This window comes from Pedobacter sp. BG31 (assembly GCF_042464845.1).
In the GTDB taxonomy this organism is placed as follows: Bacteria; Bacteroidota; Bacteroidia; order Sphingobacteriales; family Sphingobacteriaceae; genus Pedobacter; species Pedobacter suwonensis.
This window is the reverse complement of the sequence record NZ_JBHNZK010000010.1, coordinates 139601-157750: the sequence shown is the minus strand read 5'-3', so window position 1 is coordinate 157750 and position 18150 is coordinate 139601. Positions and strand designations below refer to the sequence as shown.

At 38.1% G+C, this 18150-nt stretch carries 20 protein-coding genes; 5 read left to right on the top strand and 15 right to left on the bottom strand.

Going from position 1 to position 18150, the window contains the following annotated elements; all coding sequences use genetic code 11:
- The first annotated feature begins 128 nt into the window (after positions 1-128).
- The 3 genes from pheS to ACFE6N_RS13885 are packed head-to-tail and all read left to right on the top strand — an operon-like array spanning position 129 to position 2156.
- Positions 129-1169 carry a phenylalanine--tRNA ligase subunit alpha gene (pheS, locus tag ACFE6N_RS13895; RefSeq protein ID WP_378937372.1) on the top strand — a complete coding sequence of 347 codons (1041 nt, stop codon included), beginning with the start codon at positions 129-131 and terminating at the stop codon, positions 1167-1169.
- A complete protein-coding gene (locus ACFE6N_RS13890) occupies positions 1169-1579 on the top strand; it encodes a hypothetical protein (RefSeq protein ID WP_145860245.1) in 411 nt (136 codons plus the stop codon). The genes pheS and ACFE6N_RS13890 overlap by 1 nt, the downstream gene beginning before the upstream one ends.
- A 1-nt stretch (position 1580) precedes the next feature.
- Positions 1581-2156, top strand: coding sequence for a TetR/AcrR family transcriptional regulator (locus ACFE6N_RS13885; protein WP_090501759.1), 576 nt, complete (start codon positions 1581-1583; stop codon positions 2154-2156).
- Between the two features lie 128 nt (positions 2157-2284).
- Here ACFE6N_RS13885 and ACFE6N_RS13880 read toward each other — a convergent pair whose 3' ends face one another.
- The 5 genes from ACFE6N_RS13880 to carA form a co-directional block, all read right to left on the bottom strand.
- Complete coding sequence (locus ACFE6N_RS13880) at positions 2285-2968, bottom strand: XAC2610-related protein (RefSeq protein WP_378937369.1); 684 nt, start codon at positions 2966-2968, stop codon at positions 2285-2287.
- 55 nt (positions 2969-3023) lie between these two features.
- Positions 3024-3980 (bottom strand): Fic family protein, encoded by a 957-nt coding sequence (locus ACFE6N_RS13875; protein WP_378937367.1) that lies wholly within the window; start codon positions 3978-3980, stop codon positions 3024-3026.
- 115 nt (positions 3981-4095) lie between these two features.
- Complete coding sequence (locus ACFE6N_RS13870) at positions 4096-5217, bottom strand: ABC transporter permease (protein WP_378937365.1); 1122 nt, start codon at positions 5215-5217, stop codon at positions 4096-4098.
- Between the two features lie 76 nt (positions 5218-5293).
- On the bottom strand, positions 5294-6058 hold the full coding sequence (locus ACFE6N_RS13865; protein WP_293744317.1) for an ABC transporter ATP-binding protein: 765 nt from the start codon (positions 6056-6058) through the stop codon (positions 5294-5296).
- Between the two features lie 417 nt (positions 6059-6475).
- A complete protein-coding gene (gene carA, locus ACFE6N_RS13860) occupies positions 6476-7588 on the bottom strand; it encodes a glutamine-hydrolyzing carbamoyl-phosphate synthase small subunit (RefSeq protein ID WP_090986133.1) in 1113 nt (370 codons plus the stop codon).
- A gap of 313 nt (positions 7589-7901) precedes the next feature.
- Between carA and panB the strand changes: the two genes are divergently transcribed.
- Both panB and ACFE6N_RS13850 read left to right on the top strand, forming a co-directional pair.
- Positions 7902-8717, top strand: a complete 816-nt coding sequence (gene panB, locus ACFE6N_RS13855) for a 3-methyl-2-oxobutanoate hydroxymethyltransferase (protein WP_090986131.1) — start codon at positions 7902-7904, stop codon at positions 8715-8717.
- A 156-nt stretch (positions 8718-8873) separates the two neighbouring features.
- Complete coding sequence (locus ACFE6N_RS13850; RefSeq protein WP_378937361.1) at positions 8874-9560, top strand: RluA family pseudouridine synthase; 687 nt, start codon at positions 8874-8876, stop codon at positions 9558-9560.
- Between the two features lie 172 nt (positions 9561-9732).
- Here ACFE6N_RS13850 and ACFE6N_RS13845 read toward each other — a convergent pair whose 3' ends face one another.
- From ACFE6N_RS13845 to bcp, 10 genes are all read right to left on the bottom strand, one after another.
- On the bottom strand, positions 9733-10206 hold the full coding sequence (locus ACFE6N_RS13845) for a hypothetical protein (RefSeq protein ID WP_378937359.1): 474 nt from the start codon (positions 10204-10206) through the stop codon (positions 9733-9735).
- Positions 10207-10351: 145 nt separating this feature from the next.
- Positions 10352-11662 (bottom strand): sensor histidine kinase, encoded by a 1311-nt coding sequence (locus ACFE6N_RS13840; protein WP_378937357.1) that lies wholly within the window; start codon positions 11660-11662, stop codon positions 10352-10354.
- A gap of 107 nt (positions 11663-11769) precedes the next feature.
- Complete coding sequence (locus tag ACFE6N_RS13835) at positions 11770-12447, bottom strand: response regulator transcription factor (protein WP_293744321.1); 678 nt, start codon at positions 12445-12447, stop codon at positions 11770-11772.
- Between the two features lie 58 nt (positions 12448-12505).
- Entirely contained in the window at positions 12506-13696 is a 1191-nt protein-coding gene (locus tag ACFE6N_RS13830) for an aspartate aminotransferase family protein (protein WP_378937355.1), read from the bottom strand.
- Positions 13697-13765: 69 nt separating this feature from the next.
- Positions 13766-14206 carry a hypothetical protein gene (locus ACFE6N_RS13825; RefSeq protein ID WP_090986121.1) on the bottom strand — a complete coding sequence of 147 codons (441 nt, stop codon included), beginning with the start codon at positions 14204-14206 and terminating at the stop codon, positions 13766-13768.
- 7 nt (positions 14207-14213) lie between these two features.
- A complete protein-coding gene (locus tag ACFE6N_RS13820) occupies positions 14214-14870 on the bottom strand; it encodes a hypothetical protein (protein ID WP_378937352.1) in 657 nt (218 codons plus the stop codon).
- Positions 14871-14903: 33 nt separating this feature from the next.
- On the bottom strand, positions 14904-15464 hold the full coding sequence (locus ACFE6N_RS13815; protein WP_378937350.1) for an RNA polymerase sigma factor: 561 nt from the start codon (positions 15462-15464) through the stop codon (positions 14904-14906).
- A 77-nt stretch (positions 15465-15541) separates the two neighbouring features.
- Positions 15542-16498, bottom strand: coding sequence for a transketolase family protein (locus tag ACFE6N_RS13810; protein ID WP_090986115.1), 957 nt, complete (start codon positions 16496-16498; stop codon positions 15542-15544).
- A gap of 187 nt (positions 16499-16685) precedes the next feature.
- Complete coding sequence (locus tag ACFE6N_RS13805) at positions 16686-17531, bottom strand: transketolase (RefSeq protein ID WP_090986113.1); 846 nt, start codon at positions 17529-17531, stop codon at positions 16686-16688.
- Positions 17532-17588: 57 nt separating this feature from the next.
- A complete protein-coding gene (gene bcp / locus ACFE6N_RS13800) occupies positions 17589-18053 on the bottom strand; it encodes a thioredoxin-dependent thiol peroxidase (RefSeq protein WP_145860265.1) in 465 nt (154 codons plus the stop codon).
- Positions 18054-18150 lie beyond the last annotated feature (97 nt).

Sequence of the window (18150 nt, the reverse complement as noted above, 5' to 3'; positions counted from 1 at the left end):
CAACAAAAGCCGCGGTAAGTGGCTTTTGTTGTTTATGGGTTCATTTTCTTTTATAATGGCATTGTAAACAGATTATTTGAACCGGTCAAGCTTAAAATTATTGAATAATTTGCTGTATATTTGATGCCATGTTACAGGACAAAATAGCACAGTATACCGAGAAAATTAATGCTTTCGTAACTGAAAAGGCAGACGAGTTAGAGCAGTTCCGCATTAAATATTTAGGAAGCAAAGGCATCATTAAGGAGATTTTCGACGAATTCAAATCTGTTTCTGTTGAAGAAAAAAGATCGTTGGGCAAGGTTCTAAATGAATTTAAACAATTAGCCGAATCAAAATACATTACACTAAAAGAAGCAACCGAAAGTACTGATGCTAAAAGTGAAAGTACGCAATTGGATTTAACTTTGCCTGGCGAAGGTTTCGAGATCGGTTCGCGCCATCCTCTGGCTCTGGTGCGTAGAGAAATTGTGGAGATTTTTGCCAAACTGGGTTTCACTGTAGCAGAAGGCCCCGAAATTGAAGATGATTGGCATAATTTCTCGGCCCTGAACTTTCCGGAAGAGCATCCGGCAAGAGATATGCAAGATACTTTCTTTATTAAAAAGGGAGGTGAGAAAGGAGATATAGCCTTACGTACACATACTTCTTCGGTGCAAGTAAGAATGATGGAACAAGGCCAGCCGCCATTCAGGGCAATTATGCCAGGCCGTGTTTACCGAAACGAAGCCATTTCTGCGCGTGCACACTGCTTTTTCCACCAGATAGAAGGTTTATATGTGGATGAAAATGTTTCATTTGCAGATTTAAAGCAGACTTTGTTTTATTTTGTGCAGGAATTATATGGAGAAGGTACGAAGGTGCGTTTCCGTCCATCATATTTCCCTTTTACCGAACCGTCTGCAGAGATGGATATTTCTTGTACCATTTGTAAAGGCTCCGGTTGCCAGCTTTGTAAATACAGTGGTTGGGTAGAAATTTTAGGCTGTGGCATGGTAGATCCGAATGTTTTGGAAAACTGCGGTATTGACTCAAAAAAATATAGTGGTTTTGCATTTGGAATGGGGATTGAACGTATTGCCAATCTAAAGTATGAAATTAAAGATTTGCGTTTATTTTCTGAAAATGATGCACGTTTCTTAAAGCAATTTAAATCTGCTTTAATTTAATGACGAAATATCTATATAGCATATTGTTTGTACTCCTTATGGTTACGGGTTGTGGTAAAAACCAGGGTTTTATTCCTGAGGTACCTGTAAACTATAACGTAACGATAACGGAATTTAGCTTAAAGGCAGTAAACAATGTCTTGGTTGTTTCAAACAATGGAGTGGGTGGATTGCTGATTGTAAAAACGCCGCTCGGTGGATATGTTGCCTTTGATCGATGCAGCACGGTAAATCCGGAAAAGATTTGCAAAGTAACACCTGACGATAGCGGTGTAACGGCTACCGATCCTTGTTCGGGCGCCAAATTTTCGCTGCTTGATGGTAGTCCACAAAAAGCGCCTGCCGAAAGAAGCCTGAAAGCCTATAATATTTCTTTGCAAGGCAACACATTATTACACGTAAGCAATTAAGATGGAAGCTGAAAAAATAAAAGAAACAGTAAAAAAAGCTGCCAAAGAATTATTTCGAAAATACGGTTACCATAAAACCAGTGTAAATGAAATTGCAAAAAAGGCCCGTATAGCCAAAGCAACCATTTACAAATATTTTGAGAGTAAAGAACAGGTTTTGGATAGTATTCTGATGGATTATCTGGACCAGAATCTTTATGAGATATTAAACAATAAGGTAAGTTACGCTTCAGAAGAGGAACACCTGAAAGCATTGGTAATGAAAACGAGCCGTTTGTCATTTACTGCCTGTAATGAGTTTATCGGCTGGGATTTTGTTCGTGAAAATGCAAATTCGCAAGAGTTTTTGAAACATCTATCAGACCAGTTAGAGGCTTTATTGTTGGCTGCTTACCTGCAACTGGATAATTTTAAAAACAATCCGGCAAGAAGAGAAGGACTGGCATTTTTACTTAAAGCAAGTAAAAGTATCGTATTTTCATTTGCCTTTACCTCAGTTAGCGATTCTGATGTACGTAAGAATTTTGTGAGTTTTCAGAAAGAAATATTGCCATTTTTAGTAAAAGCAGCACTGTAAATTGAAAAGTCGTCCTTCTCGACTGAAGCATAGCGAAATGGAGAGATCTATCAAAGCAGATTTAGCTTCGCTGAGCACTTCTTGGTTCTCGGCTCGTTGCGCTCCGCTAGAAATGACGGTAACTTTGGCTATTGATTATAATAATCTTTCATCTTAAATTTTTGCACCGTTCTTTTTACTTTTTCATCAACATTTTTTTGTGTAATTACCGTCACGATATCGGCAATGCTGGAGTCTTCAATAACTGATGAGTCTTCGTAAAGTACGTTCTTAGTGTTAAATTTATAGTTTATGGTTTTATCAAAGCAACAACCATCTTTTTGATGGGTAGCAATTTGCTTTGTTTTTTTGTCAAAATCAAACATGCCAAGGTTTTCGCTGGCCAGTTTGGTCAGTTCCTCGCTTTTTAGAAATTTATTTTCTTTTGATGATAAATAAACGTCGTACGATGGGCTATCATAAGCGCCATTACTACCGTTTCTGATGGCAAGATCTTCAAGACCGTCAAAATTAAAATCGCCGAAAATTAAAGGCGTTTGGTATTTGCCAAGTTCCAGCCATCCAAGTTTGGCATTTTGAGTGGCTGTTAAGCCGAAGTCCAGGTCTTCAGAGTGAAAAATATCTGTTTCTCTATCTGTAACTTTTTCATAAATAATAATTGTGGCTTTTCCGCTACAGGCATTTCCTTCACATTTCTCGACAAAAATTTTGGCCTTGTATTGGTCAGAACTGTTGTTTGCCAGAAACTTAAATTGAGCTTGTGAACTACTGAAAAGAAGCAAAATACCACAAAAGATGAACAGACTTTTCATTAACTATTTTTGGGTAAAATTACGCCAATATCATCTACCAAAAAGTTAAAAAAGGTTAACGTTTTCTTTTCCTCGTTTTGATATAGCTTTGTACAGCAGCTTTAGTGGTAAGCCAATCTCTACCCTCTTTATAAGCATCTATTTTTCCTTGCCTGGCCAGTAAGCTCACATACTCCTGGCCATAAGGAACATCAGGTTCTGAAACGATATTGGAGATGGGTTCATAATCACCATAATGGTTTCCTGGTAATGCATTTATATAGATATTTAATGAGCGTTCTAGAGCTTGCAACATCAATAAACAAAGTTTATGGTAATTGCCCTTGTTTGCCTGGTTAAGCGCTTCGTAGTATTTCTTTCTATCGTTTTTGAGGATGATAGCAGGGGGGAAGCCTCTTCGCATAAGTAATAAATTCATGGCAAGCCTAACGGTACGCCCATTCCCATCAAAAAAAGGATGTATCCAAACGAGTTTATGATGAAAAATACTGGCTAATATGATATCGCTTAAACCTAATGGGTTATCGTTTATGAAGGTGATCAGTTGATCTAACAAATCGGAAACCTTATTGGCACTGGGTGGCGTAAAATTTGCGCCTACAATGCGCACACCGCCATTTCTTAAACGGCCCGCGTAATCATCTTCAATACTTCTGAGTACCAGGCCATGAAGCGATAAAATGTCAATGCTTCTGAGGGTATAATCTTTATTAACCAAAGTGTACAGGTAATCGATAGCTTTTTCGTGGTTATAAGCTTCGAAATGTTCCCGTAACGATTTGCCTTTAACTGTTATACCCTCCTGTAAAACCATCTGGGTTTCTTTCAGGCTTAAAGTATTTCCCTCTATGCTATTGGAGTTATACGTCCACTCGAGGGTGAGATCTTCTCTGATACGGTTTAGAGCGCTATTAGGCAAAGGCCTTGAAGTTTCTAACCTGGCCTTTTTCTCATATAACCTTTCTATTTGCGGTAATAGCTCTTCTAAATCGCTTAAATCAAAATCCCACATGCCCAAAGGTAATAATATCGGATGATATAAAAAATTAAACTATCCGATATTAAAATTTTTCCTTCAAAAAAAATGATAACAATGTGTTATCATTTCAAAATGCTTTCAGGCTGTCTTATTCCCACTTAAATACTTTTACCGCGACGGCGTAAATACCAATTCCCCAAAGCAATAGAATCATAATCTGAAACTTAACATCCCATAATTCTAAACCTTCGAAAGCTACTTTGCGCATGGCATCATTTAAATAGGTAAGCGGTAACGCCCTGCTGATTGGCTGTAGCCAACCCGGGAAAGCCTCGATAGAAAAGAATGTACCCGATAGTAAAAACTGTGGCAAGGTAATGATATTTGATATTGGAGGTACCATGCTTTCGCTTTTGGCGATGCCTGAAATAATAAAACCAAAGCCCATAAAAACGATGACCCCAAGGGTGGCCAGTATAAGCATGTTGACGACCGTAAGCACTCCGTGGACGAGTGTGAAGCCAAAAAAGAAATGGCCAATTAAAATGATAAATAAGGCGCCGATTAAGGCAAAGCCTATACGGGCAATCCCTTCGCCGATAACAATGCTCGATCGCCTCACAGGAGTAGCAAAAAAGCGTTTGATTACTAAGGTTTGGCGCAGACTTAAAAATACGAATGCCGTTCCGAAAACGCCCGTGCTTAATAGCGAAAAGCCCAATTGGCCGGGAAGGATAAAGTCAATCGTTTTATACTCTCGACCTGTAATGGTACTTTCTTTAATTTCTGCAACGGCGGGCTTTAATGTCTTGTCGTAAAAGATGTTGTTTAAAATTGATTTTAAAATTCCACCTTTATCTCTCGATGCCGAAGTATAAACCACATTAACCGAATAGGCGGCAGAATTTACTTTTCTATGTACATCAATCATGGCATCAACATTGCCCTTTTCCAGTAACTTATCGAACTCGGTTTTTGATTTATCTTTTACCAAACGGATCATGCCTGTTTTTTCCAGCATACCCATTACGGGGTTATTTACATCCGAACCTGGCATTACTCCAACATCGATACGGGTTCCGCCGCCACCTAAGAATCCAAAAACAAGTATGAATATCAGGGGAAAAGCCAGGGTAAAAACCACCGCAGAGGGGCTCCGCATAATAGAACGGAAACTTGCTTTGGCAAGGGCAAGAGTTGCTGTAAGATTATTGTACCCCCCAGCCCCTGAAGGAGAGTTTGATTTTTTTTTGTGTATATCTGTTTGCATATTGGTTTCGCTGGATTTATTTAAAAAATGTATGAAGCACATTAGGTTTCAAGTTCCCCTTTTAGGGGATAGTGGGCTATTCACGCCATTCCTGACCTGTAAGATGAATAAATACATCTTCCAGATTAGCCTTTTTAACCTCTTTTTTACGTTCAAAACCACTATTTACTAAATTATCTATCAAGTTATCAGGCGTGTCCAGCGCAATAATCTGTCCGCGTTCCACAAAGGCAACGCGGTCGCAAAGCTGTTCAGCCTCATCCATGTAGTGTGTGGTAATAACCACCGTTGTACCTGCATTCCGGATTTCTGTAATCAGGTCCCAAAGATTCCTGCGTGCCTGTGGATCTAAACCTGTTGTGGGCTCATCCAGAAAAATAATTTTTGGTTGGTTGATTAGGGTCGTAGCTATTGAGAAGCGTTGTTTTTGCCCACCTGAAAGTGCTTTGTATTTAGCTTTTGCCTTATCCTGAAGGTTTACTTTTTCCAACATCTCCATGGGTTTAATGTTGGCACCGTATAAACCGGCAAAAAGTTCAACGAGTTCGATCAGGTTTAGATTTGGATAATAACCGGCTGCCTGTAGCTGTACACCAATAATCTGTTTGATATCCTGTGGATGTTTGTCAACAGAAAAACCATCAACAATAATTTCACCAGATGTTTTGTCTCTCAATGTTTCGATAATTTCGAGTGTTGTGGTTTTTCCTGCTCCGTTAGGACCAAGCAGTCCGAAAATTTCATGCTCGTAAACCTCAAAACTAAGCCCTTGAACGGCTACAAAATCATCATATTTTTTTACCAGGTCTTTAACACTGATAATGGCTTTTTTTGTTTCCATATTGCGAATGTAAGGAGCTTTAAATGAATAGGGAATGAATTTTTGAATACATTGATGAAAATGTCGGTAAAATGATGTTTAAGGTAGGTAAAACCATCACTTAATATTTTTTAGGGTTACAATGATAATGCTTTAATTTATCGAATCTGTTTTATAGTTGTTTTTGGTTAATTAAAAGCTTCATCAAAAACAATATTATTTTTGAAAAAATGAATGTATCACTGGTTGGGACTCTATTGCTCGGCATAGCATATGATTTTCTGTAAATGCAGTCATATTGCAACCTTTGTTTCTCGGGATTTTGGTAACCCGGTATCTTTTTTCCAAAGTGAGTGCCTAGAGAATTTTAATTTAAATAAAAAAACACTGCCAACAGAAATGAGCAGTGTTTTAATGCTTTAATATAAAAAATAATTTTTACCAGGCTAATTCGCCTTTCATTACTTCAACGAAATCATCGAATAAGTAACGTGAATCGTGTGGACCTGGCGAAGATTCTGGGTGATATTGAACCGAGAATGCTTTTTTGCCTTTAACACGGATGCCCTCAATTGATTTATCGTTTAAGTTAACATGTGTAATTTCTACCTTGTCAGAGTTTCTAACTTCATCGGGTATTACACCAAAACCATGGTTCTGTGAGGTAACCTCGCAGTGGTTTTTGATGATATTTTTAACCGGATGGTTTAAACCACGGTGACCATTAAACATTTTCATGGTGCCGATACCGTTAGCTTCGGCCAATAGTTGGTGACCTAAGCAGATCCCGAATAATGGCTTGTCAACTGCTAGAATTTCTTTGATCGTTTCCACTGCATAAGGCATTACCGAAGGATCGCCGGGTCCGTTTGAAATAAAGTAGCCATCAGGGCTAAATTTTTCCATTTCGGCAAAAGTGGTTTTAGCCGGAAAAACCTGAACATAGATGTCGCGGTTTTCAAAGCTGCGCAAAATGTTTTTCTTGATGCCTAAATCAAGTGCTGCTACTTTCAAGCTCGCCTCAGGATTGCCATAAAAATATGGTTCGCTGGTGCTTACTTTAGAAGAAAGCTCTAAACCTTCCATTGAAGGTACTTCAGCTAATTTTTGTTTTAATTCTTCTAAATCAGTGATTTCTGAAGAAATAATCGCATTCATGGCACCTTTGTCTCTAATATGGCGCACCAATGCACGTGTATCGATATCTGCAATAGCAACCAGGTTATCGTTCTGGAAATAATCCTGGATAGATTCAGTAGCTTCTTTACGGCTGTAAATGATATTGTAATTTTTACAAACCAAACCAGCAATTTTGATTGATCCCGATTCGATTTCATCTTTGTGGATACCATAATTACCAATATGTGCATTTGTGGTAACCATTATCTGTCCAAAGTAACTTGGATCGGTGAAAATTTCCTGGTAACCTGTCATCCCGGTATTAAAACAAATTTCGCCGGTAGTAGTTCCAATTTTCCCGGCCGCTTTGCCGTAAAAAACCGTGCCATCGGCCAGTAATAAAATCGCAGGTAACTTGGTGTAGTTAGTCATGGTAATTACAATATGGATTTTGATTTAAAAAAGAGTTGAAAAAAGAATGGCTTTCGGCATTAAAACCGTATTTGCAGGGTACAAAAAAAGATGAAGATATCCCGTCCATTTCGGGGTACAAAGATAGAATTTTAGATTGGAAATCTAAAGAGAAAAATGAAATAAGGCAGAAGCTAAAAGCAAAAAGATTAAAGTATTAAAGCCACATCAGTATAAAAAAGATTTTAGTTTGAGACCGCTTTGGTCTTTTACCTTTCGTCTTTCAGCTTAATTAAAGAAAAAACAATACTTTTGGCAACACAAAACAAATCCCATGTCGGTACATAAAGAAATCAAACGCGTTACCACGCATATTTTACAGGAAATGAAAGAGCGTGGTGAAAAAATATCAATGCTTACGGCTTACGATTATTCGATGGCAACCATTTTGGATGATGCAGGATTGGACGTTTTATTGGTTGGCGATTCTGCGTCAAATGTAATGGCTGGTCATGAAACAACTTTGCCCATCACGTTAGATCAGATGATTTACCACGCTGCATCTGTAATCAGAGCCGTTAAACGAGCCTTTGTTGTGGTTGATTTACCTTTTGGCTCTTATCAGGGAAATTCAAAGGAAGCTTTGAATTCAGCGATCAGGATTATGAAAGAATCAGGTGCTCATGGTGTTAAACTGGAAGGCGGAGAAGAAATTATCGAATCTGTTCAACGAATTATTACGGCAGGAATTCCTGTCATGGGACACCTGGGTTTAACTCCCCAGTCTATTTATAAATTTGGAACCTATACCGTTCGTGCAAAGGAAGAAGAAGAGGCTAATAAGTTGAAAACCGATGTTTTGGCTTTGCAGGCTGCGGGTTGTTTTGCCATTGTATTGGAAAAAATCCCTGCTGCACTAGGTAAAGAAGTTACAGAAAGTCTACATATTCCAACTATTGGCATTGGTGCCGGACCAGACTGCGACGGACAGGTTTTGGTGGTAAATGATATGATTGGTTTAACCAAAGGATTTAAACCACGCTTTTTACGCCAATATATTAATCTTTACGATGAAATTTTAGGTGCAGCGCAGTCTTATATCCGCGATGTAAAAGGAAATGATTTCCCGAACGAAAAAGAACAGTACTAGGTTGGAGTTTGGCGTTTTGAGTTTGGCGTTTTTTAAGGCGCAGATAACCTTCCAACCATCAATAATTAGTAGCTAAATGATTAACCAATAAACTTTCGCATTAGCCGATTTGCTTTATCAAATAAACTAATGACGGATGAACCAATGAACTAACCAATGCCAATTACCGATAACGACATCCTTTTTGAAGACAATCATTTAATCGCTATTAATAAAAGAGCAGGTGATATTGTGCAGGTTGATGAAACTGGCGACGAGCCATTGGACGAGCAGGTAAAAAAATATATCGCTAAAAAATACAATAAGCCAAATGGTGCTTTTTTAGGGGTAGTACACCGTTTAGACCGTCCAGTGAGCGGCGTAATTTTATTTGCTAAAACGAGTAAGGCTTTAGAACGTATGAATGCCGTATTCAAAAACAGAGAGGTAAAGAAAACTTATTGGGCTGTGGTGAAGAATAAGCCGGAGAAAGAATCGGCTACATTGGTACACTGGCTGGTTAAAAATCCACAAAAAAATGTGGTTTCTTATTACAATACAGAGATTACGGGCAGTCAACGTGCCGAGCTTTCATATAAAGTAAAAGCTAAAGTAGGCGATTATTATCTTTTGGAAGTTGATCCTTTAACAGGCCGCTCACACCAGATTAGGGTTCAGCTATCCTCAATGGGCTGTCCAATTATGGGTGATAACAAATATGGTTATCCACGTGGAAGCAGAAAAGGAAGTATTTGCCTGCATGCCCGTAGATTACAGTTTATACACCCCGTAAAAAAGGAACCGGTAAACATATTTGCCAAATTACCTGTTGACGGATTTTGGGAAAGATTTGAGGATTTATAGTTCAATGCCAGGATAAGTAATTCATAACTTCCCGGGATATTTATTTAATAATTTCTTTGGAGTTACCCTCGTTTCGAGCGAATTGCAGCGAAGTCGAGAAATCTATGGTACCAGACAACAGATTTCTCCACTGCTGTCGAAATGACAACTTTTGAATGAAGATGACGAAGTATTATTTACAATCAATTTTTTCGAAAGTCATCGATCCATCAAACTTTAGTTTGCTCAGATCTTTAAACTTGCTTTCTCCATTTACTTCCTGTACATCACCAAATCCCTCTGTTAGCTGATTACCCTTTTTCAAAAAGGCTACTTCTCTTACCGATGTTTTGCCTTCAGATTGAAAGGTGTAGTTCGCAATGATGGTATCACCTTTGATAATACCGGCTATTGTACCCGCATTTTTATCTTTTTCGTATAAATTATAGCCTAGCGTACCTGTTAATTTATTATCCACTGTTTTTAACGATAGGGTAGCGGTATCACGGTTTTTAATGTATTGGTAACACTGAACCGAATCAGTTGTCACGGCTGCATTGGCTACAATAGTGGAATCTATTTTGGCCTGTGTTTTTTTGGCTGTTCCGCCCTGGCATGATGCCATCATTAAAGTGGCGGCTCCTAGTATGGGGATAATGTTTTTCATTACAATACGTTTTGCTTATTAAAAATGAATTAACAATAAGCAAAGCCCCTGCCAAAATTTTATACTGTTTGCAGGGTACCGCTGGTTTTAAAGCCAGGCAATACAAACGTATTTTATTCGGTTTAATAATTTGATCAATAAAGTCTTATATTGAAAAGGATAGGGAAATGCTGGTGCCTTTTTGTTCTTCGGATTTGATATCAACATCTATTTTATGGAACCGGGCAATACTTTGTACAATGGCCAGGCCCAGGCCAAATCCATTTTCTTCTGAATTTCCTCTTTTAAAACGATCAAAAGCATTTTCTACCAGTTCTTTGCTCATACCTGTTCCGGTATCGCTGATGGTGAGGATATATCTGTCACTTTCGGTTTTATCAGTTATGGTAATCGTTCCATTATCAACGTTGTATTTAATGGCATTGTTGATGATGTTGATTAAAAGCGTATGTATCAGTGCTTTGTTTCCTGTAAAATGAAAATCTTTTGAAAGGCGGGCACTGTAACTAATGTTTTTATCCGCTATCCGATCTTCCAGATCCTCATGTATATCATCAATTTCTTGGTTAAGGCTGATTTCTTCCGTTTTTAGGTACTGATTGTTTTCAACTTTTGAAATGAGTAGCAGACTGTTGATAATCAGCTTTAAGCGGTTCAGGGTTTTTAATGAGGCGTATATTTTATTTTCATGCTCAACGGGAATATCCGGTGTATTAAGCATATTTTCAAATCGTGTACTTAAAATCGAAATAGGGGTAAGCAACTCATGCGAAACGTTGGCAATAAACTGCTTTTCTAAGGCAAAAAGTGTATTTATTTTTCGCATTAAAGAGTTTATGCTGTTGTCAAGGATTTTAAAATCGCTGGTGCTGGTTGGGATGTTCTGGTAATTATAATGGCTGGGATCATCAACCAGGTTAATCTTTTTATCGATAATCCTATAAAATGGTTTAAGTAAAAAGTTAGAAAAAGTGTAATCGGCTATCAATGTAATCAGCAATGCAGCCACAAGTACGATCAGCATATAAAAACGGATCGAATTTTTGATAGACTGAAGTGCTGTCATGGTTTCACCGATCTCCAGGTTATACCAGTTTTTGTGATAAGAGAATTTATAATTTAAAATGCGGTATACTTCAATATCACCTTCAATCTCTCTTTTTTCCGTAAATACCTTTGCTGTCGAATCCTTTTGATTGTCGGGAAGAACTGTTAATACAATAAATTCTTCCTTCAAAATATTATAGTCAGTAAATGATTGTTCTTTATTTAAAAGGCTGTCGATTTCATTATCATTCAGGTGTTTGATGATTTTGTTCTTTTTTTTAATCAAACGGTTATCAAGCTGGTTGTAAGCCAGTCTATCTAATGAAAATAAAATGATAGCACCTAATACCAGAATGATGGCAACCTTGGTTACGGCATTATATAAAGAAAACTTAACCTGTAGTTTCATTTAGATGATGATGGTTTATGTAAGATGGATGAGGTTTCATTTTGGTTGGGTGAACGGGCTAATTGGTTAATTGACGCCCTGCGCCAAACGCCCAACCCTAAAACTCACTAGCAATTGATTCTATAACCTATGCTTCTTACCGTTTCAAACCAATCTATTGGCGTAACCCCGGCGAGTTTTTTTCGTAAGTTTTTAACATGTACATCCACAAAGTTTGAGTCAGAGTTGACCTCTAAAATATCGCCCCAAACATGTTCAGTTAAACTCATTCTCGATACTACACGATTTTTGTTCAACACCAGATAGTTAAATATTTCGAACTCTTTTTTGGTGAGGTTTAATCTTTCATCGCCATAAGAAACTGTTCTGTTCTGAATATTGAGCAAAAAGTTGTGGATGTTTACCTCGTTTTTTTCTAATTTATGTTTTCTACGCGTAATGGCATGTATACGTGCTAAAAGTTCATTTAGGGAAAACGGCTTTGGCAGATAATCGTCTGCACCCTCATCAAGGCCTTTAATCCGGTCATCAACGGCACTGCGCGCTGTTAAAATAATTACGGCATCATCGCGGTCTTTCGTCGCTTTCAGCTGTTTTAAAATCTCAAAACCATCGCCATCCGGCAAGCCCAGGTCTAATAAAATGAAGTCATAATTATTTACAAAAATCTTTTCTTCAGCAGAAGATTTTTTCCAGGCATGCTCTACAATAAATCCTTCTTTGCTCAGGAATTCATCCATTTCAAGCGCGAGGCTTTTTTCATCTTCAACGATTAATACATTCATTTCAGCTAACTTTGTTTAATTTTTTACCGCCATGCGCTTTGCACTCAGCGCTATGCGTTTACCCTGCAACTAAGTTAATGTTTTTTAAGATGGTCTCGCAAGCATCTTTAATTTCTTCTTTGGTAATAATTAGCGGGGGGGCTATCCGCATAGAATTGCTGCAATGTAAAAACCAGTCTGACAATACGCCGTCTAAAATACAGGCATCGATAATTTTTTTATTAAGTTCGAAATTCTCAAACTCAACAGCGAGCATCAAACCTTTGCCCCTGATTTCTTTAATAGCCGGATGTTTTAAAAGCTGTTTAAATAACTGGCCTTTTTCTTCTACTTCCTCTACAATATGATTATCAACCAGGGTGCGTAAAGTTGCTAAGCCGGCAGCACAGCAAACCGGATGACCTCCAAAGGTAGTCATGTGGCCCAAGATTGGCGTATGCGATAATACCGACATAATCTCTAATGAGCTGATAAAAGCGCCTATTGGCATTCCGCCGCCAATTCCTTTTGCCAGTAACAGCACGTCTGGTACAACCTGGTAATGTTCAAAGGCAAACATTTTGCCACTGCGGCCAAAACCTGACTGTATTTCGTCAAAAATCAACAAGGTGCCTGTTTCTGTACATTTTGCCCGCAAAGCCCGCATGTAGCTTAAATCAGCCACACGTATTCCGGCTTCACCTTGTATAGGCTCGATAAACACAGCAGCAATGTCTGAAGTGATTTTTTCCAGGTCAGTAAGATTATTATGTTCAATAAAACTTACGTGCGGTAGGAAAGGACCGTATCCAGCAGAATAAAAATCACTTTCCATTAAACTTTCCGCGCCTTGGGTACTGCCATGATAAGCATTTTTACAGGCAATAAAACCTTTGCGGCCGGTATAACGTTTAGCCAGTTTCATGGCACCTTCTACAGCTTCTGTTCCAGAGTTTAAAAAATAGGTGCAGCTTAAACTTTCGGGTAAGATTTCGGCAAGTGCCTTTGCAAAATTAACCTGCGGTGTTTGAATATATTCACCATAAACCATCAGGTGCATATAGGTTGCTGCCTGATCTTGAATGGCTTTCACTACAGCAGGGTGGCAATGGCCAACATTGCTTACCCCGATGCCGGCAATAAGATCAATGTGTTTTTTATCCTGTGCATCGTAAATGTAGATGCCTTTTGCCCTTACGAATTCGAGCATCAGGGGCTCTGGAGAGGTTTGTGCATTATGTTGTAAAAACAACTGACGTTGGGTAAGCATGGTACAAAAGTACGGAAATGAAGAGTGCTTTAAAACAAAAAGACCTACATTTGCTGTAAGTCTTTTTCGTTAAGGCTTTTGCCCGCCCCTGTATCTGTTAAGCAACTCACGTTTAAAACCTTCCTGCGCCCTATAGAACTTACCTACCACTTTTATAGGCAAAGAAGACTTGAATTTGTTGTAATATTTTTTATTTAGATTCAGTTCTCTTTGTCTGAAATCAAACTCACTGGTAATTAAGTTCTGCACCTGCGCATCCGTTAAGTTATCAATTTCATCCACTTTTCTGAAAGAGATCATTTTCTGCATGCGTTCTTTGTGCAAAGAATTTAGCTCTGCCTGCATATCATTATAAATCGGCCAAAAAACCTTGGCTTCCTCTGGTGATAAATCCAGCTTTTGAGTAAAAAAAGCTATTTTAAGCGATTCTATTTCTTCTCCCCTTGGTCTTTGTGCCAGTAAGGTAGTGGGCAACAAAAACATTAAAGCAACAAAAAGTAAATTCTTCATTTCTGTATTAATTGTTTAATTCCTGGGCTAAATCCGATGATGAGAAATTGCTCAGAATGTAGTTTTCCATTTCTGTATCTGACGCAGAATTTGTTTTTATATTAGATGAGGTGGTATTTTGCGTTTCTAAATGATCAATGATCGTACTTTCGTCTATATCATATAATAACTGTTCGTTTGCCATTGCTTCTGCCGGTAATTGCAAACTGGCAGATGTTGAGTTATTCTGATAAAAATAAATACCAAAAGAGGCCATTAACAGGAAACAGGCTGCACTTACATATTTAACCATGTTTCTTCTCCATAAAGGAAGAACTTTGACTTCCTTTTTAGGTTCTAATGTAGCAACTCTGTCAGTAATTCTGCTTTGTAGTGTGTTGAAATAATTGTCAGGTACGGTGAATGCCTTTTCTGCAACAGGTATTTCAGACAGGGTAATTTGGGTTTGTATGCGTTCCGCTAAATCTTCAAAATACAGCTGCGGAACTTCAAAATCGTTGTTACTTGTTTTCTGCTTTAATCCATCTAAAAATATGGCAGAAAAAACGCCTTCTTCACAATTTTCGAAATATCCATCAGGAACGGAGAAAGGATTACGCTTCTCCAGAGCAGCAAGCGCAGGAGCTTCATTCATCCAATCGTTATTTTCTATATTTTCGTTCATCACAGATATATGATACAATTATCATGAAAAGGTTTAATAGTCTATTTCATCATTTGTAATAAAAGCTTCAATTTTTTTTGCAGCAATGTGAAATGAAGCTTTTAATGCCCCTACAGAGGTTCCTAATACTTCCGAAATCTCTTCATATTTCATATCATCAAAATATTTCATATTGAAGATAATGCGCTGTTTTTCCGGTAAGGTGAGGATTGCTTTTTGCAGTTTGAGCTGGAGTTTGTCGCCGTTAAAATAAGATGTTGCTACCAAATTATCGGCAAGTTCGGACGATACCTCATCCAAAGGTGTATTGTTTCGCTGCTTTTGTTTGTTAAGGAAAGTGATGGATTCGTTAGTGGCAATGCGGTAAATCCAGGTATAAAGCTGGGAATCATTTCTAAATTTATCGAGATTCTTCCAGACTTTAACAAATACCTCCTGCAAAAGATCATCACAGTCATCATGGTTTAAAACCAGCCTGCGGATGTGCCAATATATTTTTTGCTGATATTTTTTTAGTAACAGGTTAAAAGCTTCATTACGCGTTTGCTCAATGGCAAACATGGCAAGAATTTCTGAATCTTCAACTTGTTTCATTACATATAGATTTGAGATATGAGAATTGAGATATGAGATTTGATAGTTTCTCAAACCTCATATCTAATTTCTCAAATCTATTTTTTTCTGCCAATTACTTTTTGAGCTGCTTCAACAATGTTTATGGCATCCAAACCATATTTAGACATTAATTGATCTGGTGTTCCGCTTTCTCCAAAAGTATCGTTAGTGGCTACAAACTCTTGTGGAGTTGGTAGTTCAGTTGTTAATAAACGAGCTACGCTTTCGCCTAATCCGCCAAATTTATTGTGCTCTTCACAAGTAACCACGCATCCGGTTTTCTTAACGGATGTTAGAATGGCTTCATCATCCAAAGGTTTGATGGTATGGATGTTGATAATTTCAGCATCGATACCCAATTCAGCCAATTTTTCACCAGCCTCAATTGCTTTCCAAACCATATGGCCGGTAGCAATAATGGTCACATCTTTTCCTTCATTAACCATCCAGGCTTTACCAATTTCAAATTTTTGATCCGGATCTGTAAATACAGGAATTACCGGACGGCCAAAACGCAAATAAACCGGACCTTCGTACTCTGCAATGGCGATGGTAGCTGCTTTCGTCTGGTTATAATCGCAAGGATTGATTACGACCATACCTGGCAGCATTTTCATTAAACCAATATCTTCCAGGATTTGGTGTGTTGCACCATCTTCGCCTAAGGTTAATCCGGCGTGAGATGCACAAATTTTTACGTTTTTGTTCGAATAAGCTACCGATTGACGGATCTGGTCATAAACACGGCCAGTAGAGAAGTTGGCAAAAGTACCGGTAAAAGGAATTTTACCGCCAATGGTCATACCCGCTGCAATACCGATCATATTTGCTTCCGCGATACCAACCTGTGTAAAGCGCTCAGGGAAATCTTTAATAAAAGCGTCCATTTTAAGCGATCCAACTAAATCGGCACACAAGGCAACCACATTTTCGTTTTTCTTTCCAGCTTCATGTAAGCCAGCTCCAAAACCCGAACGTGTATCTTTTTTTTCTGTATATGTATATTTTTTCATTTTGTTTTAGATATGAGATATGAGATTTTAGATGTGAGATCAGGCGAACAATCGTCTCAAATCTCATATCTAGTGTCTCAAAATCTAATTTATAATCTAGGTTAATTATTTCTTAAATAGGAGATTTTAGATGTAAGATCGGACGAACACATGTCTCAAGTCTCATATCTATTGTCTCAAATCTAATTTAATAGTCCCCTAAAGTTTCTGGTAATTGTGCTAATGCAGCAGCTAATTGTTCATCATTTGGCGCTGTACCATGCCATTTATGGGTACCCATCATATAATCTACCCCGGCACCCATTTGTGTGCTCATTAAATTTAAGATCGGTTTACCTTTTCCTGTTAAGGTTTTTGCATAATGTAAACCCTCAACTATGGCCTTCATATCATTTCCATCAGTGTTGATTACATGCCAACCGAAAGCTTCGAATTTAGCTTGTAGATCATCCAGGGCAAGCACTTTGCTGGTAGGGCCATCAATCTGTTGTCCGTTATAATCAACTGATGCAATTAAATGGTCAACTTTATTAAAAGGGGCAAACATAGCTGCTTCCCAGTTTTGTCCTTCCTGTAATTCCCCATCACCTAATAGGGCAAAAATATAAGATTTATCGCCGTTCAACTTTTTAGCCAAGGCAGCACCAATAGCTACAGATAGCCCTTGACCTAATGAGCCTGAAGCAATACGGATTCCTGGTAAATGTTCGTGTGTGGTAGGATGACCCTGCAATCTCGAATCGAGTTTACGGAATGTCGCCAGTTCGCTTTTATCGAAATAACCGGCATGAGCCAATGTACTGTACCAAACCGGAGAAATATGGCCGTTCGAAAGGAAGAATAAATCTTCGCCTGCACCTTCCATCGTGAAGTCGGTTTTGTGGTTCATCACTTCAAAGTACAAAGCAGTAAAAAAGTCTGCGCATCCAAGCGAAGCGCCGGGGTGACCAGATTGGCATCCGTGAACCATTCTTACGATATCTCTTCTGATTTGAGAGGCAATATCTTCTAGCTCTTTAATTGTATGTTTCATTAAAATAAGAGGTTGTTGTTGTATAACAAAGGTAATATTTTACCCGCTATATCATAATTAGTTATTGATTAAATTGAGGACTTGTTGGGTGGCGTTTTTGGTATCAACTTTTTTAATGATATGGATAATTTTTCCATCCCCATCAATTATAAAAGTGCTGCGAACCGTGCCCATGTATTTTTTGCCATACATATTTTTTTCTGCCCAAACTCCATAGTCATTTACAATTTTCTGGTCGGTATCAGCCAGGAGGGTAAATGGTAAATTGTGTTTGGTTACAAACTTTTGATGCGATTTTTCATCGTCAACGCTGACGCCTAATACGACAATTCCCTTGTCCTGTAAGCCTTGATAATTGTCTCTGAAATCGCAGGCTTCAGCAGTACACCCCGGGGTATCATCTTTGGGATAAAAATAAAGTACAACTATTTTTCCTTTATAATCGCTTAACGAAACTTCGTTTCCATTTTGATCTTTTGATGTAATTGCAGGTGCCTGATCACCTTCTTTTAACTCTGCCATATATAAAATGATTCAATTTTTATGTTCATGGATTTATTAATTAATGCTGCAATGTAAACAGTTTAAATTACTATCCTGTTCGTGTGAATTTAAAAGA